This is a genomic window from Streptomyces sp. NPDC002386, assembly GCF_053593175.1.
This window is the reverse complement of record NZ_JBSFBX010000012.1, coordinates 231,447-253,214: the sequence shown is the minus strand read 5'-3', so window position 1 is coordinate 253,214 and position 21,768 is coordinate 231,447. Positions and strand designations below refer to the sequence as shown.

Here is a 21,768-nt window from a genome sequence, read left to right as displayed (position 1 = left end):
GCCGGGGCGCGGGGCCCGCGGGCCGGTGACGCCGGTCGCGCGGCGCCCCGCGGCCCCTCGCACCGGGGGGCGCCCCGTACCGGTGACAATGGTGGCGTGAGTGAAGCCATACCCGTGACCCGGACCGTCGATCACGGCACCGCCAAGCTGATGCCCGACGTCGACCGGGAGCGGGCCTGGCTGCTGACCGTGGACGGCGCGCCCCAGTCGTACGTCGACCTCGACGAGCCCGGCCACCTGGAGTTCGAGTACGCGCGGCGGCTCGGGTTCGTCCTCGACCTGGTGGACGGACCCGGGTGCCCGCTGGACGTGGTGCACCTCGGCGGGGGAGCGCTCACTCTGCCCCGCTACCTCGCCGCCACCCGGCCCGGCTCCCGGCAGCACGTCGTCGAGGCCGACCGGGCGCTGCTGGAGCTGGTCGTCGAGCGTTTGCCGCTGCCCGGGGACGCGGGGGTCACGCTGCACACCGCCGACGCGCGGGCCTGGCTGGAGGCCGCCCCCGGCGACTCGGCCGACGTGATCGTCGCCGACGTCTTCGGCGGCTCCCGGGTCCCCGCCCACCTCACCTCGCTCGCCTACGCGCGCGAGGCCGAGCGGGTGCTGCGGGCCGGCGGGGTCTATCTGGCCAATCTGGCCGACGGGGCCCCGTTCGGCTTCCTGCGGTCCCAACTGGCGACGTTCGCGGCCGTGTTCGAACAGCTCGCGCTGGTCGCCGAGCCGGGTGTGCTGCGCGGCCGGCGGTTCGGCAACGCGATCCTGGTGGCCTCGCACCGGCCCCTCGACACGGCCGGGCTGGCCCGGCGGGCGGCCGCCGACGCCTTCCCGGCCCGCGTCGAACACGGCGCGGCGCTGAGGGACTTCACCGGTGGCGCGCGGCCGGTCCGGGACGCCGAGGCCGTCGCCTCACCCGAGCCCCCCGACGGGGCTTTCGGCATCGGCTGAGGGGAGCCGGGGCGCGGTCGTCCGCGCGGTGCGCCGGGTCAGCGTGCGCACGTCGGGGACCAGCAGGACCAGGGCGGTGACCACGACGACCAGACCCGCGCAGCCCCACAGCGCGGACGTCCGGCCGAAGACGGCCTCCGCCGGACCGGCCAGCGCGGTGGCCAGCGGCACCAGGGACACCGAGCCGAACCAGTCGTACGCCGAGACCCGGGAGAGCTTGTCCTCGGGGATCTCCTGGTGCAGCGCGGTCATCCAGGAGACGCCGAACACCTCCACCGTGGTGCCCGCCACGAACATGACCGCGTACAGCACGCCCACCGGCACCGGTACGGCCAGCGCGGCCGACGGCAGCGCCAGCGGGAACACGCACAGCGTGCCCGCCAGCAGCAGACGGCGCGGTCTCCAGCGGGTCATCAGCAGGGCGCCGGCCACCGTGCCGGCGCCGAACGCGGCCAGTGCCAGGCCCCACGGTCCCGCCCCGCCGAGGCTGTCGCGGGCCACCAGCGGACCGTAGACGGCGTCGGCGGCGGCGACGACCGCGTTGGCGATCGAGAACTGCACGACGATGCCCCACAGCCAGGGCCGTCCGGCGAACTCCCGCCAGCCCTCGCGGAGATCGGCCAGCAGGCCCTCGCCGGGGGCGCGCGGCGGGATGTGACCGACGTCGAGGAAGACGCGCAGCGTTCCGGCGAGGGCGAAGGCCGCCGCGTCGACGGCGAGGACCCAGCCGGGGCCCACGGCCGCGACCAGGGCGCCGCCGAGGGCCGCGCCGCCCAGGGCCGCGCCCTGGGTGGCCATGCGGAACAGGGCGAAGGCCCGGCCCGCCTGTTCCCCCTCCACGGAGGACATCAGCATGCCCTCGGCCGCGGGGCCGAAGAACGCCTGCCCGGTGCCGCCGAGCGCGGTGAGCAGCATCATCTGCCACAGCCGGGGCTCACCGGTCAGCACCAGCACCGCGAAGGCCGCCTGGGAGAGGCAGTTGAGCGCGTTGGCGGCGACCATGACCCGGTGCCGGGGCAGCCGGTCCGCGACCGCGCCGCCGATGAGCAGGAACACCACCAGCGGCAGGGTCCGGGACGCGGCCACCAGACCGACGTCGCCCCCGTCCCCGCCCGCGTCCAGCACCGCGAAGGCCGCCGCGATCAGCGACCCGTTCGCGCCCAGGCTCGTCACGATGGCCGCGCCGGTCAGCAGCGAGTAGTTGCGGCCCGCCCAGGCGGGTCCGCGGGGGCGGGAGGCGGAGTCGCCGACGGTGGAGTTCACCGGGTGACTATCGCCGCTCGCCACCCGGCCTGCCAAACGGATTCCCCGCCCGCCGCCGCCGCGGGCCGTCCGCTCAGCTCTCCGTCGGGTCGCCGTGCAGCCGCACCGTGCTGAGGATCTTCATGATCGTCTTGGTGTCGATCTCACCGTTCACGCCCTTGGCGCCGTAGAAGTCGAACGAGACGATGTCGTCGGCCGAGTTCTTGAAGGCGAACGACAGGGCCTTGCCGTCGCTCGCGCACTTGCCCTTCTGCGGGCTGTTGCTGGAGCGGGCCCACGCGTAGGCGCCCTGGACCCCCGAAGCGGTCTTGTACGCCGTGGCCTTCTTGTCGTAGGTGATGCTCTTCTTGTCCGGCTGCGTGTAGCCGCCGTACACGTACCAGGGCACCCGGGTGACCGCCGCCTGCTCCGGGCTCTTCGCGCCGCTCTCGCCTCGGGTGCCGGCGACCGCCAGCGCGGTGTCCTCGGTCTTGCCGTCCTTGTCGCTGTCGGTCGTGCACCACTTCGACTTGTAGGAGGCCGGAGCGGCGACGGAGGTGATCAGCTTGTCGTCGTCGGCGTGGTCCTCCATGAAGATGGAGACGTCCGTGGACTCCAGCTCCCAGTCCGCCGGGACGTCGAAGGCCGTGCCGAACTTCGGGTTGACGACGACCTTCCAGCCCGCGACCGTGGGCTTCTCGGTCGCGTCGCCGCGCGGGTTGTCCTCCGGCGCGGACGAGGACACAGACGGCTCGGGCGCCGGCGACCGGCTGGCCGTCCGCTTGCCCTTGCCGTTGCCGGCCTCGTCGTCCTTCGAGCCCCCGAGGACCAGGTACCCGGTCACACCGGCGGCGACGACGACGGCGCCGGCCGCGACGATGGCGATCAGCTTCGTCCGGCCGCCACCCCCACCGCCGCCACCCTGCGGGGGCTGCGGCTGCGGCGCTCCGGCCGGTCCTGGCTGTCCCCACTGCGGCTGCTGCCCGTACGGGTTCGCCTGCGGGTACTGCTGGTAGCCGGGCTGCTGGTACGGATTCGGCTGCTGGTAACCCGGCTGCTGATACGGGTTGTTCTGCGGGTTCTGCGCGCCCCCGGGCGGCTGCTCTCCTGGCCACATGGCCAGCAACCCTAGTGGGCCCACGGAAACGATTCGGTCACCGGCCCTTGTCAGGGACGTACCGAAACCGCGGCGGCCCTACTGCCCGTAGAGCCGGACCGTCGCCATGATCTTGCGCACGGTCGTGTCCGGGACCTCTTCCGAGACACCGGCGGCACCGACGAAGGACCACGCGAGGAACGCGCCGTCCGCGTCCTTGAAGGCGAACGTGGTCGCCTTGCCGTCGTAGTCGCACTTGTCGTGCTTCGGCACCCCGGACGAGCGTGAGGTGGCGACGCTGCCCGTGACGCCGGACGCGGTGGTGTACGAGGTCACGGGGCCGGTCCTCACCGCCTTGTGGTCCGGCTGGGTGTACCAGCCGTAGACCCAGTTCGCGGACTCCTGGCGGGCCATCTTCGTGGTGTCCGTGGCGTTCTTGTTGCCGCGGGTGCCGACGTTGGCCAGCGGGTCGTAGTCGGTCCGGCCGTCCTTGTCGTCGTCCGAACCGCACCACTTCTCCTTGAGCACGGCGGGGGCCTTCATGCCGGCCAGCACCTTCTCGCCGGGGGCGGAGTCGTCGGTGACGTAGGTGACCCAGGTCTTGGCCCGCACCTGCCACTCGGGGGGGACGTCGAAGGCGATGCCGGTGTCCGGGTTCACCACGACCTTCCAGCCGGCGACGGTCGGCTTCTCGGCGCCGCCGGCCGAACGCGGGTCGTCCTCCCCGGACGGCGAGGCGGAGGCGGAGGCCTTGGGAGAGGCGGACGACGCGGTCGGGCCGGGGCGGGCCTCGTCGTCCTTCTCACCACCGAGCAGCAGGAATCCGGTCACACCGGCCGCGACGACGACGGCGCCGGCCGCGACGACGGCGATCAGCTTCGTCCGGCCGCCGCCGCCCTGCGGGGGCTGCGGCTGAGGTGTTCCGGCGGGCCCGGGCCGTCCCCACTGCGGCTGCTGACCGTAGGGGTTCGCCTGCGGGTACTGCTGGTATCCCGGCTGGTGGTACGGGTTCTGCTGCTGGCCGCTTCCTGGCGGCTGTTCCCCTGGCCACATGGGCCGCAACGATACAGCGGTGATCACCACGGCACTGGTCAGCCCTGCTACTCATGAGTAACATGCCCGCATGAGCGCAGACCAGATGTCGATCGGCGAGATGCTCGCCGCCACCGTGCCGATGGCCCGGACGCTGAACCTGGAGTTCCAGGAGACCTCCGCGGAACGAGCCGTGGTGTTCCTGCCGGACCAGGGCGACTTCCACAACCACGTGGGCGGGCCGCACGCCGGCGCGATGTTCACCCTGGGGGAGTCGGCCAGCGGCGCCATCGTGCTGGCCGCGTTCGGCGACCAGCTCTCGCGTGCCGTGCCGCTCGCCGTCCGGGCCGAGATCGCCTACAAGAAGCTGGCGATGGGCGCCGTCACGGCGACCGCGACCCTGGGCCGTCCGGCCACCGAGGTCGTGGCCGAACTGGACGCGGGCAAGCGGCCCGAGTTCCCGGTGACGATCGAGATCCGGCGCGCGGACGGTGCCGTGACCGGCGAGATGCAGGTCGTGTGGACCCTGCGCCCCAACCAGCAGGACTGACGGGGGATCCGGGGGAGGGGCACCGGACGCCGGCCGGGACCCGGTCCGTCCGCCCCCTCTCCCCCTCCCGTGTCGTCTCAGGCCGCCCGGCGCCGCTCCCGCCCGGCGCCGCTCCCGCCCGGCGCCGCTCCCGCCCGGCGCCGCTCCCGGCCGCCGGCCCTCACGGCCCCGTGGTCCGCGCCGTCATCCAGCTCCGCCACGAAATGCCAGAGCCAGGAACGGAATCCGGGGCCGAGGTCCGGACGGGCACAGGCCAGACGGACCACCGAACGCAGGTAGTCGGCCTTGTCGCCGGTGTCGTGGCGCGGGCCGTTGAAGACGACCGAGCGTACGGTGCCGGCCGCGGCCGGTTCCTGGAGGGCGTCGGTGAGCTGGATCTCGCCGCCCCGGCCGGGCGGGGTGCGCTCCAGGACGCCGAAGACGGCCGGATCGAGGACGTAGCGGCCGATGACCGCGTACCGGCTCGGCGCCTCCTCACGTGACGGCTTCTCGACCAGGCCGGTGACGCGCAGTACCCCGTCCCCGGCCGGCCCGAGGGGCGGCGGGGGCGGCCTGGGGGTGGGGGGCGATCACGCGGCCATGCTCCGGTACGAGGACGGGAGCGCGCCCGGAGCGACCTCGGTACCGGCTGCGGGCGGCCGTCCGCGGGCCGCCGGGAAGTTGCAGATTCCGTGTGCCATCGGGCCTTTCACGTCCGGAAGTTGAGAGTTGTGCGACCCCGGCTTCGGCCATGTCTGTGGATACCGCCGGTAACTATTGTTCATTTCCCGGACGTTGCCGCCGGCTCCATTCGGACCGCTTGTTTCCAGTGATGCGATTGTGCCAAGGTGAGCCCTCCCTCCAGGGGTAAAGGCCGGATCCGGACGCGCGGCCCGGCCCTCCAGGTACGCACCGACGCGGTGCCGCTTTCCGACAGGACGCCAATCCGTACGCCGCCGTCCCGCGGCTGGAAAGGAATGGGTTCCGTGCAGTCCCCCCACCCCCCACGCCCGCCCTTCCCGTCCCGCCCCGGCTCCCCGTCCGGGGAGTCCGACCACACCCTCGCCGCCCGGCTGGGCGGGCCCCCGGCCGGCCGTCACGATGCCGTCGCCCTGCTGCTGGCCCGGCACTGGCAGGCCACCTTCGACTACGCCGCCGTATGCCTGGCGGCCGCCGGCCCGTCGGCCCGGCTGGTGACCTCCGCCGCCTTTCAGCAGGTCCTCGGCCGGCCCGCGACCGGCGCGGCCGGCGGCGCCCTGCGCCCGCGACTGCTGACGGCGGTCCGCGACACCGTCCGTGCCTGGGCCGCCGACGAGGCGGCGTGCGTGGTGCTGCCGGAACTGCGCAAGCCCGGCGGCGGCCGCGGTCTGCGCGCCACGGCGCCCCGCACGCCCGAGAGGCGACGACTCGCCGAACGCGCTTTCCACGCCCTTCCCGCGGCTTCCCAATGCCTTCTGTGGCATACCGAGGTCGAGGCGGAATCCATAAACATACCCGCTGGTCTGCTGGGTATGGACACGGCCACGGCGGCGATGGCGCTGAGCCGGGCCCGGGCGGAATTCCGGGCGGGCTGCCTACGTGCCCACCGGGAACTGGCACCCTCCCCGGAATGCCTTTTCCACACCTGCCTGCCGGACGATCCCATTGGCTCGGGCGGAGCTCCGCTCCCGGATGCGCGACGGCATCTCACCGCCTGCTCCCACTGCCGTCACGCCGCCGAGCAGCTGGGTCAGGCCGACGGCGGAGCCGGCGTCCTGATCGCCGAGAGCGTGCTCGGCTGGGGGGCCCGGCGCTACCTCGACTCCCGTCCCGGCCGAGCCGCCCGCGAGGAGCCCCGGGCCCCGTCGCGGCGCCCGGCGGCGGCGACGACCGGCCGGCCCGGCACCGCGCCGGAGGCCGGACGCCGCACCACCGCCTTCGCGGTCGGGGTCGGCCTCGCCTCGCTGGGGCTGCTCGCCACCGCCCTCGTGGCCGTGGGCGGGCCCGACGACAACGCTGTCCCGCACCCCGCGAGCACCCTGGGCGCCCCCGCCGGACGCCAGGCGGGCCCCGACGCCACCGGCACGCGGCCGCGCGCCACGTCCTCGGACGCGCCCCCGGCCGCCGCGCCCGCCGGCGGGCCGGTCCGGATCGCGCACGGCAGGCTGCGCGGTCTTCCCGGCTCGTGTCCACAGGCGCGCGGGACCGCCGGAGTCCGGCCGGGCGCCGGGGTGCGGGACCTGCCCGGAACCGTCGTGCTCGGGACGTGCCGGTGCCGCGCTCACAGTGCCTTGGCGCGGATCAGCGCCGACAGGGTCAGGGCGCCCGGCAGCAGCGGCAGCCAGTCGTTCAGCACCCGGTGACCGATCACGGTCGCGGCCGCCACCGCCGGCACCGCGCCGAACGACACCAGGGTCCACACCAGGGCCGCGTCCACCGCCAGACCCCCCGGCGCCGGCACGGCCCCCACGGCGGTGCCCGCCGCGAGATGGGCGAGCACCACCTGCTCCCAGGGCAGCCCCAGTCCCAGCGAGGTCCCGACGCAGACCAGCGTGCCCGCCTGGACCAGCGGCATGGCCGCCGACCCGCCCCACAGGGCGAGCACCCGGCAGGGCCGGCCGTGCACGGCCCGCGCGTCGGCGAGGGCGGCGCGCACCAGACCCGTCACCGGCCGGCGCACCGGCGGCACGACCGTCAGCAGCACCCCGGCGACGGCGAGCGCACCACCCGCGGCCGCGGCGGCCGGCACCGGCATCGGTCCGTCCGGGACCAGCTCGCCGAGCCGGCGGCGGGCCGGGCAGGCCGCCAGGAAGGCCAGCAGCACCAGCGTCCTCGTCAAGGACCGCGCCAGTGAGTACAGGCCGATCGACGCGGTCGCCCGGTCCAGGGGCACGCCCCGGGCGCGCAGGAAGCGCAGGGTGACGGCGTGCGCGCCGAGGCCGCCGGGCAGCACATGGTTCGCCGCGCCGGCGGCGAACTGCGAGGCCAGCAGGAGCCCCGGCGGCAACTTGTCCGGCAGCGCGCCCTGCCGCACGCAGGCGGCCGCGACCCAGGTGAGACAGGTGAGAGCGGCCCCGGCCAGCAGCCATCCCGGGTCGGCCGCAGCCAGCCGGGACGCCCCTTCGGACGCCACCGGACGGTCGGCCAGCGCCCAGCACCCGGCGAGCAGCACGGGGGACAGGCACAGGACGAGCCGGACGGGCCGGGCGGCCGGCAGGCAGACACGGCGCGCGGGAGGGCACGGCGGCGGACAGGCGGGCGGGGAGAGCGGCGGAAGCGGGGACGGTGAGGACACGGGGACGACGTCCTTCCGCATCGGGCCCGGCCGGAGGGGAGCGGCGGGAGCCAGGGGAGGGGGAGCGGCGGAGCCTCGGGGAGCCTTCCCCTCCGGCGTGACACCGCGGTGGCCGGGAAGCGACGGGGCGAGGGCGCGGTGGTGCCGTGCGGCCCGTGCGCAGGCCGCCGTTCAGCGCCGACCAGGTAGCCTTCCCATGGGGCGCGCTGCGCAAGCCACGCCCGCGTACGGACAGGGACAGCGACTCGGGAGGAACCGGCGGTGCACGTCCAGGAATGGCTCGACACGGTGCCCGCGGCCGCCGTCTACGCCGTGGTGGCCCTCGTGATCGGCCTGGAGAGCCTGGGCATCCCGCTGCCGGGCGAGATCGTCCTGGTCTCGGCGGCGCTGATGTCCTCCCAGCACACGGGCATCAACCCGGTCGTGCTCGGCGTCTGCGCGACCGCCGGTGCCGTCATCGGCGACTCCATCGGCTACGCGATCGGCCGCAAGGGCGGGCGCCCGCTGCTGGCCTGGCTGGGGAGGAAGTTCCCGAGGCACTTCGGCGAGGGCCATGTCGCCACCGCCGAGCGGTCCTTCGAGAAGTGGGGCATGTGGGCGGTGTTCTTCGGCCGTTTCGTCGCCCTGCTGCGCATCTTCGCCGGACCGCTCGCGGGCGTGCTCCACATGCCGTACTGGAAGTTCCTGATCGCCAACGTCCTCGGCGGCATCTGCTGGGCCGGCGGCACCACCGCCGTCATCTACTACGTGGGCGTCGTCGCCGAGGACTGGCTGAAGCGGTTCTCGTACCTGGGGCTGGCCGGGGCGGTCCTGATCGGACTGGCGTCGATGCTGGTCGTCAAGCGCCGCGCCAAGAAGGCGCAGGAGCAGCGCCGGCAGGAGCCGGAGCCGGTTCCCGCGGGGGAATGAGCCGCCCGCGGACCGCTCGTGGACTCCCTATTCGTGCACTCCGCGATGGGTCTTCGCCAGATCCGCGTACAGCGTGCCGTTGAGGGTGACCCCCTGCCGTTCCTCCTCGGACAGCTCCCGCCGCACCTTGGCGGGCACGCCCGCCACCAGTGAGCCCGGCGGCACGACCATGCCCTGCGGGACCAGGGCCTGGGCCGCGACCAGCGAGCCCGCCCCGATCACCGCCCCGTTCAGCACGGTCGCCCCCATTCCGATCAGGCAGTCGTCCCCCACGGTCGCGCCGTGCACCACCGCGTTGTGCCCGATGGAGACCCGCTCCCCGACGGTAACCGGGAAGCCTGGGTCGGCGTGCAGCGTGACGTTGTCCTGCACGTTGGCGTCGGCGCCCACGGTGATCCGCTCGACGTCCCCGCGCACCACGGCGCCGTACCAGACACTGGCGCCGGCGCGCAGTGTGACGTCCCCGATCACCGAGGCCGTGGGCGCCACGAACGCCTCCGCGTCGACCTGCGGTTCCTTCCCTGCGATGCCCACGATCAGCGCCTTGTGCGTCATCACCGTCTCCTCGTCCGCCGTAGTACTGCGCACGGTACGTCAGGACTGGGGCAAAGATCACAGCGGCCCGCGCCCTCGCCCCGGGTCCCCGCTGAGTAACGTGAGCCCGTGCCGAAGCGCAAGAACACGTTCTCATCCCGGCGGCGGGGCCTCGCCCAGCGCGCCGTCCACGCGGCCTGGGCGTGGGCGCAGCGCGCGGGGTCCGTCAGCGCGGAGCAACCCGGGAGGTTCCGCTTCGGCTCGCTGGGCCCGGTCACCAGGCTGGCCTTCCCGCTCGGCACCGTCTTCGGCGAGCCCTGGATCCACATCGGCTCGCACTGCATCATCGCCGAGCAGGTCACGCTGACCGCCGGCCTGATGCCGGACCTCGACCTCGGTCCGGACCCGATCCTGCGCATCGGCGACGGGGTCGTCCTCGGCCGCGGCAGCCACGTCATCGCCGACACGACGGTCACCATCGGCAGCGACTGCTACTTCGGGCCGTACGTCTACGTCACCTCCACCAACCACTCCTACGACGACCCGCACGAGCCCATCGGCAGGCAGTGGCCGCGGATGGAGCCGGTGGAGATCGGCCCGGGCTGCTGGATCGGCACCGGCGCGGTGATCCTGCCCGGTGCGCGGATCGGCCGGAACGTGGTCGTGGCGGCCGGTGCGGTGGTGCGCGGCACGGTGCCCGACCACGCCGTGGTGGCCGGGGCGCCCGCCCGGGTCGTACGGCGCTGGACGTCCGACGCGGGCTGGCAGCCGCCGTTGCGGACCCCGGCCCCTGTGCCGCCCCCGGAGGGAATCACCCCGCAGCAGCTGCGCGCCCTCGCGGACCTGGACGAGGAGGGCATCGAGGAGCTGGCGCGGCTGGAGGCCGACGGCTGACGCGACCGGTCGCCGGGGGATACTGCTCAGTACAGTTTGCTGAACCCCGGACATTGGACGGATCGTGTCGGACCTCGAACTCCTGACCCAGTCCCTGGCCCGCAACGTGCGGCACTGGCGCGCGGTGCGCGGCTTCACGCTGGACGTCCTCGCCGCCCGGGCCGGAGTCAGCCGCGGCATGCTCATCCAGATCGAGCAGGCCCGCACCAACCCGAGCATCGGCACCGTCGTCAAGATCGGCGACGCGCTGGGGGTGAGCGTCACCACCCTCCTCGACTACGAGCGTGGTCCGAAGGTCCGCATCGTCCCCGCCGAGCGCGCCGTGCGGCTGTGGCACACCGAGGCCGGCAGCTACAACCGGCTTCTCGCGGGAACCGAGGCGCCCGGGCCGCTGGAGATCTGGGACTGGCGGCTGATGCCGGGCGAGAACAGCCCCTCCGAACCGCACCCCGCCGGAACGGTGGAGCTGGTCCATGTCACCGCGGGCGAGCTGACGCTCACCGTGGACGGTGAGGAGTACCGCGTGCCGGCCGGCGCGAGCGCCTCCTTCGAGGCCAACGTGCCGCACCTGTACGGCAACCGGGGCGACGTGCCGATGGAGATGATGATGGCCGTCTCGGTGCCGCCCGTTCACTGAGACGCCGGTATCCCGGCCGGGGGCGTCTTGTTAGCGTGCGGCCATGCGCGCACCCATCGGAGACTTCGAGACCGCCCTTCCCGCCCCGGACTGCCTGGACGAGCTCACGGAGCCCGTCGCCGACGCCGTGCGGCACTGGCGGGGCGGCGTCCCCGCCGACCGGATCGTCTGGGTGGACACCGACCCGCGCTGGGCCGACACGGCCGTCTTCGTCGAGCACTACGGGCGCGACCTGCTGGAGCGGTCGGCGAACTGCGTGGTGGTCGCGGGCAAGCGGGGCGGTGGGACGACCCTCGCCGCGTGCCTGGTGCTCTCCACCACCCGGGTCGACGTCAACGGCGTGGTGCGCCGCCAACTCGGAGCCCGCAAGGCCTCCTTCGCCTCGATGGAGACCGCGACCGGCGAGACCGGCATGGAGTACGGCGGCATCACCCCGGTCGGACTCCCCGCAGGCTGGCCCGTCCTGATCGACGCGGCCGTGGCCGACCTGCCGTACGTCCTGGTGGGCAGCGGACGCCGGCGCGGCAAGCTGCTGGTGCCCGGCAAGGCGCTCGCGGAACTGCCCGGCGCGGTGGTGCTCGAAGGACTCGGCACCGCCTGACACCGGGGGCGGCGGGCCCGCGCCGGACGCGGACCCGGGCCCCTCACCACCGGTGCCGCGCTCAGAACGCGGTGGCCGAGCCCAGGTACTGCTCGGCGAACGCGGCCGCCGCGGCGGGCGAGGCGAAGAGCCGGCGAAGCCGGGCCAGTGTGGTGCCGGCCCGGAACGCGTCGCCGGACGACACCCCGTGGTAGATGTCCGACAGCCACTGCGAGAACTCCTGGTAGTCCCACACTCTGCGCAGCGCCGCCGCCGAGTAGCCCGCCAGGCCGCTCCCGTCGCCCCGGCCCACGTACGCGGCGAGCGCGTCGCCCAGCAGGAACGCGTCGTGCAGGGCCAGGTTCATGCCCTTCGCCGCGATGGGCGCCGTGAGATGACCGGCGTCGCCGGCCAGCAACAGCCGCCCGTGGGAAAGGGGTTCGACGACGTAGTGGTGCATGTCCAGCACCCGCTTCTCGATCAGGCGCCCCTCGGTCAGCGGTGGCGCCCCGGCCGCGCCGAGCCGGGTGCGCAGCTCGGCCCAGACCCGGTCGTGCGGCCAGTTCTCCGGATCGTCGCCGGGCGGGCACTGCAGGTAGTAACGGGTGACCTCGGGGCTGCGCGGCATGTGACCGGCGAAGCCGCGCGGGTGGACGCCGAACACCACGCAGTCGGCGGAGGGCGGGGTCTCGGCGAGCAGCGCCAGCCAGCCGATGCCGTCGTCCTGCCGCGCGACGCGGGTGCGCTCGGGCGGTATCGCGTCCCGCGTCACCCCGCGCGCGCCGTCGCAGCCGGCGACGAAGTCGCAGCGCAGCAGCACCCGTTCACCCGTCCGTGGACACCGGTACGACACCGCGGGCCGGTCCGAGTCCAGGTCGTGCAGCCGTACGTCGCCCACTCCGAAGCGGATGTCACCGCCGCGTACGTCGGCGTACTCCCGTACCAGGTCGGTCACCAGCATCGGCTGCGGGTACACGTAGTGGTGATGGCCCGTCAGTTCGCCGAAGGGGAAGCGGAACCGCTCGCCGTCGAAGCGGAACTCGCAGGCGTCGTGCGGCTCGGCGCGCTCCAGCAGGCGCTTCGCCAGGCCTCGCCGCTCGAGTTCGCGGACCGCCCATTCCTCGAGGACGCCCGCCCGGGGCCGGGTCTCGACGAACTGTCTGCTCTCGGTCTCCAGGACCACGCAGTCGACGGAGGCGGCCCGCAGCAGGGCGGCGACGGTGAGCCCGGCGGGCCCGGCGCCCACGACGACGACCGTACGGTCTTCCGTACGGCCGTCGACGGGCGCGGAGCCGAAGTGGGGGGAAGGGTCTGTCACCCCCGCATTATGACGGTGTCCCGTCAGCCGCAGCGGGTGGCCGCGGCCGGCGGGACACCGGTGTCCGGGACCGGGGTCAGTGCGCCGGGGCGTCCGTGACCACGACCTCCTCGATGCTCCGCTCGATCGCCTCGGTCTTCGACGCGGTGGCCTTGGCCCAGTAGTAGACGCCGAGCGAGAAGGCCGCGACCACCAGGATGTCCCACCACAGGGCGATGTAGCCACGGCCGCCGAAGCCGCCCAGCCAGGAGATCGCGCCCAGGCCCAGCAGGTAGCCGGGGAGCCACTGCGCGGCCTTGAAGTCCAGCCGGGGCGCGTCGGGCAGGTTCTTGCGGACGGCGTACCAGGCGTAGGAGCCGAGCAGCACGTAGCCGAGCAGGATCGCGAAGCCCAGCCGCCACAGGGTGTCCCAGCCGGCCCAGTAGATGATGAGGTTGGCGACCACGAACGACAGCGGCGAGATCACCTTGCCGAAGGGCAGCCGGTAGGGGCGTTCGTGGTGCGGCAGCCGGTCGGCGAAGACGCCGTACGCCAGGGGAGCGCCCGCGTACATCAGCACGCTCGCCGAGGTGATGAAGCCGACCAGCTCCTGCCAGCTCGGGAACGGCAGGAAGCAGACCACGCCGGTCACGAAGGACATGACGAGGCCGAACCACGGCACGCCGCGCGCGTCGGTCTTGGCGAACGCCTTCGGCGCGTAGCCGTTCTTGGCCAGGCCGTAGGAGACGCGCGAGGTGGCGGTCGTGTAGATCAGGCCGGTGCCGCCGGGGGAGATGATGGCGTCGACGTAGAGCACCCAGCCCAGCCAGCCGAGGCCGACCAGGGTCGCCAGACCCGCCCAGGGTCCGCTGATGCCGGCGAAGTCCAGCTTGGCCCAGCCGTGCGCGAAGGAGGTGTGCGGCAGCGCGCCGATGAACACGACCTGGAGCAGGATGTAGATCACGGCGCCGATCGCCACCGAGCCGAGGGTCGCCCGCGGCAGGTCGCGCTTGGGGTTGCGGCTCTCGCCCGCGAGCTGGATCGCCTGCTCGAAGCCGAGCAGTGCGAAGATGATGCCGCTGGAGCTGATCGCGCCCAGCACACCCTTGGCACCGAAGGGCGCGAAGCCCTCCGAGGTGAAGTTGCCGGGATGGAAGTTGCCCACGGCGATGATGAAGATCGCCCCGAGCGGAACGGCGATCTTCCACCAGGTCGCGGCGCTGTTGGTGTGGGCCAGGGCCCGGACGCCGAAGAAGTTGACGCCGACGAAGACGGCCATGAGGACGACGGCGGTGACGAGACCGCCGGTCGTCAGCGTGCCGTCGGCGTGCTGCAGGCCCTGGGCCCAGCCCCAGTGACCGGCGTAACCGATCATGGCCTCGACCTCGATCGGGGCCACGGTGGCCGCCTGCAGCCAGGCGAACCAGCCGAACGACATGCCGGCCAGGCCGCCGAAGGCGTAGTGCGGGTAGCGGGCGGTGCCGCCGGCGACCGGGAACATGCCGCCGAGTTCGGCGTGCACGAGTGCCAGCAGGACGATGGCGACCGCGCCGATCACCCACGAGACGATCGCCGCGGGGCCGGCCACGACCACCGCCTTCTCGGCTCCGTACAGCCAGCCGGAGCCGATGATGGAGCCCACCGAGGCCCACATCAGTCCGATCAGCCCGACGTCCCGGCGCAGACCGCCGCCGGACTCCGTCGTGGCCTGTGGCACGGCATGGTCGACTTTCACCATGTCTGGTGGCCTCTCAGATCGTGAACGTGCGAATAACGAGCAAGGAGGCCACAGGCTAGGAACGCGTTCCGCTGTCGCAAAAGACTGTTTCCCAAAACTTGACCCGGGATCTTGACTGTCTTGGTGACGGTCTTCCCACAGGTCAAGGGCCAGGTGGAATGTCAATATTCAGCGGAGAATTGTGAGAAGAAGGTGAGACAGCTCAATGCAGGCGGGGAATTTCGATCGCCGGGCAGCGGTCCATCACCATGTCCAGCCCCGCGGCCCGGACCCGCTCCCCGGCGTCCTCGTCGACGACCCCGAGCTGGAACCACACCGCCTTCGCGCCCTTCTGCACCGCCTCGTCGGCGACCGCGCCGGCCAGCTCGCCGTTGACGAACACGTCCACGACGTCGACCTCGAAGGGGATCTCCGCGAGGGAGGCGTAGCCCGGCTCGCCGTGCACCGTCTCCGCCTTCGGGTGCACCGGCACGATCCGCTTGCCGAACCCCTGCAGCACCCGCGCCACCCCGTAGGCGGCCCGCCGCTGGTTCGCGGACAGGCCGACGACGGCCCAGGTGTCGCCCAGCTCGGTGAGAATCCTGCGGATGGTCGCCTCGTCGCCGTGCACGGCCGCCTCCTAGGGCTGCGGGGGAACTGTCGTGGGAGCAACAGCGCTCACGGGGTGCTGATTCCCCCGGTCACCCGCCACGGTGTCCGGAATCGGCGCAAGGTGCCCGCGTACGGCCGCCGCCGCGCCTACGCTCGGGCCGTGCTGCGCATCCTCGACGCCCGAACCGGTGAATCCGTCTCCGCCGCGCCCGCCCGCCGCGGCCTGACCCGGATCGAGGCCTACGCCTCCGGCCTGGACCTGACGGCCCTGCGGGTCCTGCTCACCGCCGATGTCCTCGTCCGGGCCCTGGAACTCGGCGGCACCCCCGTCTGGACCATCCTGACCGCGCCCCACCGGCTCGCCGAACTACGCGCGGCCGCCACCACCCTGTCCATCCGCCCCTTCGAGGACGGCCGCGACCTCGCGTCGGGCCTGGGCGAGGCCCAGGTCCTGCACGTGACGGGAGAGCGGGACATGGCGCCGGGCGGGGGAACGGTGGTCCGCGTCGCTCCGGTGACCTGGACCGGGGAGCCGCCGGGGCCGGACCCGGCAGCGCCGTCCGGCGGCGCGGCCGCGTCCGGCGCGGCGCTGCGTGCCCTGCTCTCCGCCGACGCGGACTCCGGCGCCCTCCGGCTGGCCCTCCTCTCCGTCCCGCGCGACGCCCCCGTGACGCTGGACGCCGGACGGCTGGGTGAGGCCGAGCGGACGCTCGCCCGGTGGCGGCGGGCCGTGGCGGAGTGGGCGCGGCACCCCTCGCGGCCGGTGCCGGAAGAGGTGCGGACACGGTTGCGGGCCGCCTGGGAGGACGATCTCGACGTGCCCGGTGTGCTGGACGTGCTGCGCGACGTGGCGGGCGCCCCGGACATCCCGGACGGAGCCCGGTTCGAGACCTACGCGTACGCCGACCGCCTGCTCGCCCTCGACCTTCCCCGGGATCTCGGGAGCCTCGGGTGATCGAGCGGGCGGGCGCGGGCCCGCTGCGACGGCTGGTCGTGCTGCGGCACGCCAAGTCCGCCTGGCCGGAGGGGGTCGCGGACCACCGGCGTCCGCTGGCGCCGCGCGGCCTGCGGGACGCCCCGGCCGCCGGCCGCGCGCTCGCCGAGGCCGACTGCCTGCCCGACCTCGCCCTGTGCTCCACCGCCGTACGCGCCCGGCGCACCTGGGAACTGGCCTCCGCCCAGTGGGGCACCCCGCCCCCGGTCCGCTACGAACCGAGGCTGTACGCGGCCGCCGCACCGGACCTGACGGAGGTCGTGCGCGAGACGCCGCGCGAGGTGGAGACCCTGCTGCTGGTCGGGCACAACCCGGGGCTGGAGGAACTGGTCCTCGCACTGGCCGGGGACGGTCTGGACGACAACCTGGAGCGGGTGCGCGCGAAGTTCCCGACCTCGGCGCTCGCCGTGCTGGCCTGGCGCGGCACCGGCTGGCCGGCCCTCGTCCCGGGCGCGGCCCTGCTGACGTCGTTCACCGTGCCGCGCGGGACGAAGGGGCCGAAGCGGTAGCGCGGAGCGCGCGGTCCGCACCGCGAGCGGGGGCGCTGCGGTGCTCGCATAGGCTGGCTGGATGCAGGACGAGTACCGCACAGTCGCCCGCGCGGGCGTGCACGAGACCGAGATCAACCGCTCCCGCTTCCTGTGCTCCCTCGCCCCGGCGGCCACCGAGCGGGAGGCCCAGGAGTTCCTCGCGGCCGTCCGCAAGGAGCACGCCGACGCCACGCACAACTGCTGGGCGTACGTCATCGGTGCCGACGCGGCCGTCCAGAAGGCGAGCGACGACGGCGAACCGGGGGGCACGGCCGGCGTCCCGATGCTGCAGATGCTGCTGCGCCGCGACATGCGGTACGTGATCGCCGTCGTCACCCGCTACTACGGCGGCGTCAAGCTCGGCGCCGGCGGTCTCATCCGGGCCTACGGCGGCTCCGTCGGCGAGGCCCTGGACGCGCTCGGCACGATCACGCGGCGCCGGTTCCGGCTCGCCACGGTGACCGTCGACCACCAGCGCGCGGGCAAGGTGCAGAACGACCTGCGCGCCACCGGACGCGAGGTCCGGGACGTCCGCTACGGCGAGGCCGTCACGATCGAGATCGGTCTGCCGGACGCCGACGTCGACGCGTTCCGCGCCTGGCTGGCCGACGCGACGGCGGGCACGGCCGGTTTCGAGCTGGGCGGGGAGGCCTACGGGGACGCGTGACGTTCACCGCCCCCATAACGGAAGTAAGCCTCTAATCGGACACAACGCCCGCGCATGGGGCGGGTCGTGACGGGCTGATACGGGAGTAACCGCCCGTGATGTCAGACCCGGCCGTTAGTCTCGAGGATCATGAGACTCCTGCACACGTCCGACTGGCACCTGGGCCGGGCCTTCCACCGGGTGAACATGCTCGGTGCCCAGGCCGGGTTCATCGGCCACCTCGTCGCCACCGTGCGTGAGCACGCGGTGGACGCGGTGGTCGTGTCCGGTGACGTGTACGACCGCGCGGTGCCCCCGCTCGCCGCGGTCGAGCTCTTCGACGACGCCCTGCACCGCCTCGCGGAGCTCGGGGTGCCCACCGTGATGATCTCCGGCAACCACGACTCGGCCCGCCGTCTCGGCGTCGGCGCCGGCCTCATCGACCGGGCGGGCATCCACCTGCGCACCGAGCCGTCCGCCGTCGGTACACCGGTGGTGCTGCGGGACGCCCACGGGGACGTCGCCCTCTACGGTCTGCCGTACCTCGAACCCGCCCTGGTGAAGGAGGAGTTCGCGGTGGAGAGGGCGGGCCACGAGGCCGTGCTGGCCGCCGCCATGGAACGGGTCCGCGCCGACCTCGCCGGCCGCCCGCAGGGCACGCGTTCCGTCGTCCTCGCCCACGCCTTCGTCACCGGCGGCCAGGCCAGCGACAGTGAACGGGACATCACCGTCGGCGGGGTCGCCGCCGTGCCGGCCGGGGTCTTCGACGGCGTCGACTACGTGGCGCTCGGGCACCTGCACGGCTGCCAGACCCTCACCGACCGGGTGCGCTACTCGGGCTCCCCGCTCGCCTACTCCTTCTCCGAGGCCGGCCACCGCAAGAGCATGTGGCTCGTCGACCTGGCGGCCGACGGCTCCGTCACCGCCGAGCGCCTCGACGTCCCGGTGCCGCGCCCGCTGGCCCGCCTCCGGGGCACCCTGGAGGAACTGCTCGCCAACCCCGGTCTCGCCCGCCACGAGGACGCCTGGATCGAGGCCACCCTCACCGACCCGGTCCGCCCCGCCGACCCCATGGCCCGCCTCGCCGAGCGCTTCCCGCACACCCTCAGCCTGGTCTTCGCCCCGGACCGGGAGGCCGACGGCCCGCGGGTGTCGTACGCCCGGCGGCTCGCCGGCCGCGGCGACCAGGAGATCGCCGAGGACTTCGTCACCCATGTGCGCGGCGCCGGCCCCGACGAGCGGGAGGCGGCCGTCCTGCGCGACGCCTTCGACGCGGTGCGCGCCCACGACGCGGTGCGGGAGGTGGCGCGGTGAGGCTGCACCGGCTCGACATCACCGCCTTCGGGCCGTTCGGCGCCTCCCAGAGCGTCGACTTCGACGCGCTCTCCACCGCCGGGCTGTTCCTGCTGCACGGCCCCACCGGCGCGGGCAAGACCTCCGTCCTGGACGCCGTCTGCTACGCCCTCTACGGCACCGTGCCCGGCGCCCGGCAGACCGGCCAGGGCATGAACCTGCGCAGCGACCACGCCGAACCCGGCACGCGAACCGGCATCCGCCTCGAACTCACCGTCGCCGGACGGCGCCTGGAGATCACCCGGCAGCCGCCGTGGGAGCGGCGCAAGCTGCGCGGCACCGGCACGACCGTCGACAAGGCCCAGACCTGGCTGCGCGAGTACGACGCCCCCGCGGGTACCTGGAAGGACGTCAGCCGCTCCCACCAGGAGATCGGCGAGGAGATCACCCAGCTCCTCGGCATGAGCCGCGAGCAGTTCTGCCAGGTGGTCCTGCTGCCCCAGGGCGACTTCGCGCGCTTCCTGCGCGCCGACGCCGAGGCCCGGGGCCGGCTGCTCGGCCGCCTCTTCGACACCCAGCGCTTCGCCGACGTGGAGAAGCGGCTCGCGGAGCGCCGGCGCGCCGGCGAGACCCGGGTGCGCGAGGGCGACGCCGCACTGCTCGCCGACGCCCACCGCATGCAGCAGGAGGCGGGCGACGCCATGGAGCTGCCCGAGCTGAGCCCCGGCGAGCCGGGTCTCGCCGAGGCCGTGCTCGATGCCGCCGCCGTGGCCCGCAGCACCGCGCGCGAACACCTCACCATCGCCCGGTGCCGCCTCCGGGCTGCCGAGTCCGCCCACGACGCGGCCCGGCACGCCCTGGACGAGGCGCGCGAACTCGCCCGCCTCCAGAGCCGGTTCGCCGAGGCCCGGCAGCGGGCGGAACGCCTTCGGGACGGGGCCGGCGCCCACCACGAGGCACAGGAGCGGATGGCGCGAGCGCGCAAGGCCGAGACGGTCGCGCCCGCCCTGGAGCTGCGGAACGCTGCCGAGGCGGAGCACCGCGAGGCCGCCGCGGCCGAGGCACGCGCGCGTGTCGGCCTGCCCGGCTCGCACGCCGGCGACGGCCCCGCGGGCCTCACGGCCGCCGCCCGCCGGGCCGCAGAGGAACTCGGCGGCCTGGAGTCGGCCCGGCGCGCCGAACGGCGGCTCACCGAGGCCGCGCAGGAGCGGGCCGCCCTCGACCAGCAGGAGCGCGTCGACGAGGACGTGCTGCGCGAGGCCGACGCCTGGCTCGCCGACTGGGACACCACCCGGGCCGCCCTGCGGTCCCGTGTCGAGTCCGCCCAGGAGGCGGCCACCCGCGCCGAACAGCTCGCCGTCCGGCGCGAACCCGCGCAGCGGCGCCTCGCCGCGGCACGCACCCGGGACGAACTCGCCGCCGGCCTGGAGCGGGCCCGGAACCGGGCGCTGGCCTCACGGCAGCAGGCCGTCGACGCCCGCGCCCACTGGCTCGACCTCAAGGAACAGCGTCTCGACGGCATCGCCGCCGAGCTGGCCGGGCAGCTCGCCGACGGCGAGCCCTGCGCCGTCTGCGGAGCCACCGAGCACCCCGCGCCCGCTCGTAAGATCGCCGGGCACGTCGACCGCGAGACCGAGGAGCGCGCCCTCGCCGACTCCCGGCTGGCCGAGGAACGGCACGCCGAGGACGAGCGGCGCCTCGGTGCCGTCCGCGAGGAGCTGGCCGCCGCCACCGCGGAGGCCGGCGACACGCCCACGGAGCGGCTCGCCGCCGACGCCGACGAACTCGAGCGCGCGTACACGAGCGCCCGCCGGGACGCCTCCGCCCTGCACGCCGCACACGAGGAGCTGCGCCGCGCCGAGCAGGAGCGCGAACGGCGCCTCGACGAACGCCAGCGCGCAGCCGTACGGACCGCCGCGCGCCTGACCCGGCGCGAGAGTCTGGAGCGCGAACAGGAAGCTCTGGAGTCGGAGTTGGCGCAGGCGCGCGGATCCGCGTCCAGCGTGGCCGCCCGGGCCGCGGAACTGGAGCGGCGGACGGCCCGGCTCAGCGAGGCCGCCGACGCCGCCCGCGCGGCCGAGGACGCCGCCCACCGGCTCAAGGACGCCGACGCCCGCCTCGCCGACGCCGCCTACCGCGCCGGCTTCGACACCCCGCGGGCCGCGGCCGCCGCCCTCCTCGACGACGCGGCCCACCGCGAGCTCCAGCACCGTCTGGACGCCCGGCAGACCGAGGAGGCGGCGGTACGCGCCGTGCTCGCGGAGGCCGGCACCTCCGCCGCCGCCCAGCGACCCCCCGCCGACCCGGAAGCCGCGGAGCGGACGGCGGCCGAGGCGGCACGCCGGCTGCGCGAGGCCGCCTCCGCACGGGACGCGGCGGACCGCCGCGTCGGCGAACTGGACCGGCTCTCCGCCCGCGCCGCCGAGGCCGTGCGCCGGCTCGCGCCCCTGCGCGAGGAGTACGACCGGGTGGCCCGCCTGGCCGCGCTCACCGCGGGCACCTCCGCCGACAACGAACGCCGGATGCGCCTGGAGTCGTACGTGCTCGCGGCCCGTCTGGAGCAGGTCGCCGCCGCCGCGACCGCGCGCCTGCACCGGATGTCCTCCGGCCGCTACACCCTGGTGCACTCCGACGACCGCACCGGACGCGGCCGCAGCGGCCTCGGGCTGCACGTCGTCGACGCGTGGACCGGCCGCGAGCGGGACACCGCCACCCTGTCCGGCGGTGAGACCTTCTTCGCCTCCCTCGCGCTCGCCCTCGGTCTCGCCGACGTCGTCACCGACGAGGCGGGCGGCGTCCGCCTGGACACCCTCTTCATCGACGAGGGCTTCGGCAGCCTGGACGACCAGACCCTGGACGAGGTCCTCGACGTCCTGGACAGCCTGCGCGAACGCGACCGCAGCGTGGGCATCGTCAGCCATGTCCCCGACCTGCGCCGCCGCGTCCACGCCCAGCTCGAGGTGGTGAAGGGCAGATCGGGGTCCACGCTGCGGCAGCGCGGCGGCTGAGC

At 74.4% G+C, this 21,768-nt stretch carries 20 protein-coding genes and 1 pseudogene; 12 read left to right on the top strand and 9 right to left on the bottom strand.

Annotation, left to right across the window (positions count from 1 at the left end):
- Positions 1-96: 96 nt before the first annotated feature.
- Complete coding sequence (locus tag ACWCPN_RS24585; protein WP_451209897.1) at positions 97-942, top strand: spermidine synthase; 846 nt, start codon at positions 97-99, stop codon at positions 940-942.
- Here the strand turns inward: ACWCPN_RS24585 and ACWCPN_RS24580 are convergent.
- The 3 genes from ACWCPN_RS24580 to ACWCPN_RS24570 form a co-directional block, all read right to left on the bottom strand.
- Positions 904-2,205 carry an MFS transporter gene (locus tag ACWCPN_RS24580; protein ID WP_451209894.1) on the bottom strand — a complete coding sequence of 434 codons (1,302 nt, stop codon included), beginning with the start codon at positions 2,203-2,205 and terminating at the stop codon, positions 904-906. The genes ACWCPN_RS24585 and ACWCPN_RS24580 overlap by 39 nt on opposite strands.
- A gap of 73 nt (positions 2,206-2,278) precedes the next feature.
- Positions 2,279-3,301, bottom strand: a complete 1,023-nt coding sequence (locus ACWCPN_RS24575; RefSeq protein ID WP_451209891.1) for a hypothetical protein — start codon at positions 3,299-3,301, stop codon at positions 2,279-2,281.
- A gap of 78 nt (positions 3,302-3,379) precedes the next feature.
- Positions 3,380-4,333 (bottom strand): hypothetical protein, encoded by a 954-nt coding sequence (locus tag ACWCPN_RS24570; protein WP_451209888.1) that lies wholly within the window; start codon positions 4,331-4,333, stop codon positions 3,380-3,382.
- An 85-nt stretch (positions 4,334-4,418) separates the two neighbouring features.
- Between ACWCPN_RS24570 and ACWCPN_RS24565 the strand changes: the two genes are divergently transcribed.
- Complete coding sequence (locus ACWCPN_RS24565; protein ID WP_451209969.1) at positions 4,419-4,862, top strand: DUF4442 domain-containing protein; 444 nt, start codon at positions 4,419-4,421, stop codon at positions 4,860-4,862.
- Between the two features lie 77 nt (positions 4,863-4,939).
- Here ACWCPN_RS24565 and ACWCPN_RS24560 read toward each other — a convergent pair.
- Positions 4,940-5,392 (bottom strand): annotated as a pseudogene (locus ACWCPN_RS24560) (sugar phosphate nucleotidyltransferase); the annotation flags it as partial.
- A gap of 435 nt (positions 5,393-5,827) precedes the next feature.
- Here ACWCPN_RS24560 and ACWCPN_RS24555 point away from each other — a divergent pair.
- Positions 5,828-7,183, top strand: a complete 1,356-nt coding sequence (locus tag ACWCPN_RS24555) for a hydrolase (RefSeq protein WP_451209885.1) — start codon at positions 5,828-5,830, stop codon at positions 7,181-7,183.
- On the opposite strand, the gene ACWCPN_RS24550 is transcribed toward ACWCPN_RS24555, so the two are convergent.
- Positions 7,102-8,115 carry a lysylphosphatidylglycerol synthase transmembrane domain-containing protein gene (locus ACWCPN_RS24550; protein ID WP_451209882.1) on the bottom strand — a complete coding sequence of 338 codons (1,014 nt, stop codon included), beginning with the start codon at positions 8,113-8,115 and terminating at the stop codon, positions 7,102-7,104. The genes ACWCPN_RS24555 and ACWCPN_RS24550 overlap by 82 nt on opposite strands.
- Positions 8,116-8,376: 261 nt before the next feature.
- Between ACWCPN_RS24550 and ACWCPN_RS24545 the strand changes: the two genes are divergently transcribed.
- On the top strand, positions 8,377-9,024 hold the full coding sequence (locus tag ACWCPN_RS24545; RefSeq protein ID WP_451209879.1) for a DedA family protein: 648 nt from the start codon (positions 8,377-8,379) through the stop codon (positions 9,022-9,024).
- Positions 9,025-9,051: 27 nt separating this feature from the next.
- Here ACWCPN_RS24545 and ACWCPN_RS24540 read toward each other — a convergent pair whose 3' ends face one another.
- The gene (locus tag ACWCPN_RS24540; RefSeq protein ID WP_451209876.1) at positions 9,052-9,579 is read right to left on the bottom strand and encodes a gamma carbonic anhydrase family protein; all 528 of its coding nucleotides are present in this window, start codon (positions 9,577-9,579) and stop codon (positions 9,052-9,054) included.
- Positions 9,580-9,687: 108 nt separating this feature from the next.
- On the opposite strand from ACWCPN_RS24540, the gene ACWCPN_RS24535 reads away from it, so the two are divergent.
- The 3 genes from ACWCPN_RS24535 (at position 9,688) to ACWCPN_RS24525 (ending at position 11,690) form a co-directional block, all read left to right on the top strand.
- A complete protein-coding gene (locus tag ACWCPN_RS24535; protein WP_451209874.1) occupies positions 9,688-10,452 on the top strand; it encodes an acyltransferase in 765 nt (254 codons plus the stop codon).
- A gap of 64 nt (positions 10,453-10,516) precedes the next feature.
- Positions 10,517-11,089, top strand: a complete 573-nt coding sequence (locus tag ACWCPN_RS24530; protein WP_199209688.1) for a helix-turn-helix domain-containing protein — start codon at positions 10,517-10,519, stop codon at positions 11,087-11,089.
- Positions 11,090-11,132: 43 nt separating this feature from the next.
- On the top strand, positions 11,133-11,690 hold the full coding sequence (locus tag ACWCPN_RS24525) for a YbaK/EbsC family protein (protein ID WP_451209870.1): 558 nt from the start codon (positions 11,133-11,135) through the stop codon (positions 11,688-11,690).
- Positions 11,691-11,751: 61 nt separating this feature from the next.
- Here the strand turns inward: ACWCPN_RS24525 and ACWCPN_RS24520 are convergent, their stop codons facing one another.
- From ACWCPN_RS24520 to ACWCPN_RS24510, 3 genes are all read right to left on the bottom strand, one after another.
- On the bottom strand, positions 11,752-12,987 hold the full coding sequence (locus ACWCPN_RS24520) for a 4-hydroxybenzoate 3-monooxygenase (protein ID WP_451209867.1): 1,236 nt from the start codon (positions 12,985-12,987) through the stop codon (positions 11,752-11,754).
- Between the two features lie 76 nt (positions 12,988-13,063).
- Positions 13,064-14,704 carry an APC family permease gene (locus tag ACWCPN_RS24515; RefSeq protein ID WP_392293857.1) on the bottom strand — a complete coding sequence of 547 codons (1,641 nt, stop codon included), beginning with the start codon at positions 14,702-14,704 and terminating at the stop codon, positions 13,064-13,066.
- A gap of 202 nt (positions 14,705-14,906) precedes the next feature.
- Positions 14,907-15,314 (bottom strand): CoA-binding protein, encoded by a 408-nt coding sequence (locus tag ACWCPN_RS24510; RefSeq protein ID WP_451209863.1) that lies wholly within the window; start codon positions 15,312-15,314, stop codon positions 14,907-14,909.
- 141 nt (positions 15,315-15,455) lie between these two features.
- On the opposite strand from ACWCPN_RS24510, the gene ACWCPN_RS24505 reads away from it, so the two are divergent.
- The 5 genes from ACWCPN_RS24505 (at position 15,456) to ACWCPN_RS24485 (ending at position 21,766) form a co-directional block, all read left to right on the top strand.
- Entirely contained in the window at positions 15,456-16,250 is a 795-nt protein-coding gene (locus tag ACWCPN_RS24505; RefSeq protein ID WP_451209860.1) for a hypothetical protein, read from the top strand.
- Positions 16,247-16,798, top strand: a complete 552-nt coding sequence (locus tag ACWCPN_RS24500) for a SixA phosphatase family protein (protein ID WP_451209857.1) — start codon at positions 16,247-16,249, stop codon at positions 16,796-16,798. The genes ACWCPN_RS24505 and ACWCPN_RS24500 overlap by 4 nt, the downstream gene beginning before the upstream one ends.
- A gap of 61 nt (positions 16,799-16,859) precedes the next feature.
- Entirely contained in the window at positions 16,860-17,486 is a 627-nt protein-coding gene (locus ACWCPN_RS24495; protein ID WP_199209685.1) for a YigZ family protein, read from the top strand.
- A gap of 129 nt (positions 17,487-17,615) precedes the next feature.
- The gene (locus ACWCPN_RS24490; RefSeq protein WP_451209854.1) at positions 17,616-18,779 is read left to right on the top strand and encodes an exonuclease SbcCD subunit D; all 1,164 of its coding nucleotides are present in this window, start codon (positions 17,616-17,618) and stop codon (positions 18,777-18,779) included.
- On the top strand, positions 18,776-21,766 hold the full coding sequence (locus ACWCPN_RS24485) for an AAA family ATPase (protein WP_451209850.1): 2,991 nt from the start codon (positions 18,776-18,778) through the stop codon (positions 21,764-21,766). Before ACWCPN_RS24490 ends, ACWCPN_RS24485 begins: the two co-directional genes overlap by 4 nt.
- The last annotated feature ends 2 nt before the right edge of the window (positions 21,767-21,768 follow it).

Excerpts from the sequence above, each read along its gene's own strand:
- ACWCPN_RS24565 (WP_451209969.1), top strand. The coding sequence starts at position 4,419 with ATGTCGATCGGCGAGATGCTCGCCGCCACCGTGCCGATGGCCCGGACG.
- ACWCPN_RS24540 (WP_451209876.1), bottom strand. The coding sequence starts at position 9,579 with ATGACGCACAAGGCGCTGATCGTGGGCATCGCAGGGAAGGAACCGCAG.
- ACWCPN_RS24495 (WP_199209685.1), top strand. The coding sequence starts at position 16,860 with ATGCAGGACGAGTACCGCACAGTCGCCCGCGCGGGCGTGCACGAGACC.
- ACWCPN_RS24570 (WP_451209888.1), bottom strand. The coding sequence starts at position 4,333 with ATGTGGCCAGGGGAACAGCCGCCAGGAAGCGGCCAGCAGCAGAACCCG.
- ACWCPN_RS24490 (WP_451209854.1), top strand. The coding sequence starts at position 17,616 with ATGAGACTCCTGCACACGTCCGACTGGCACCTGGGCCGGGCCTTCCAC.
- ACWCPN_RS24515 (WP_392293857.1), bottom strand. The coding sequence starts at position 14,704 with ATGGTGAAAGTCGACCATGCCGTGCCACAGGCCACGACGGAGTCCGGC.
- ACWCPN_RS24575 (WP_451209891.1), bottom strand. The coding sequence starts at position 3,301 with ATGTGGCCAGGAGAGCAGCCGCCCGGGGGCGCGCAGAACCCGCAGAAC.
- ACWCPN_RS24525 (WP_451209870.1), top strand. The coding sequence starts at position 11,133 with ATGCGCGCACCCATCGGAGACTTCGAGACCGCCCTTCCCGCCCCGGAC.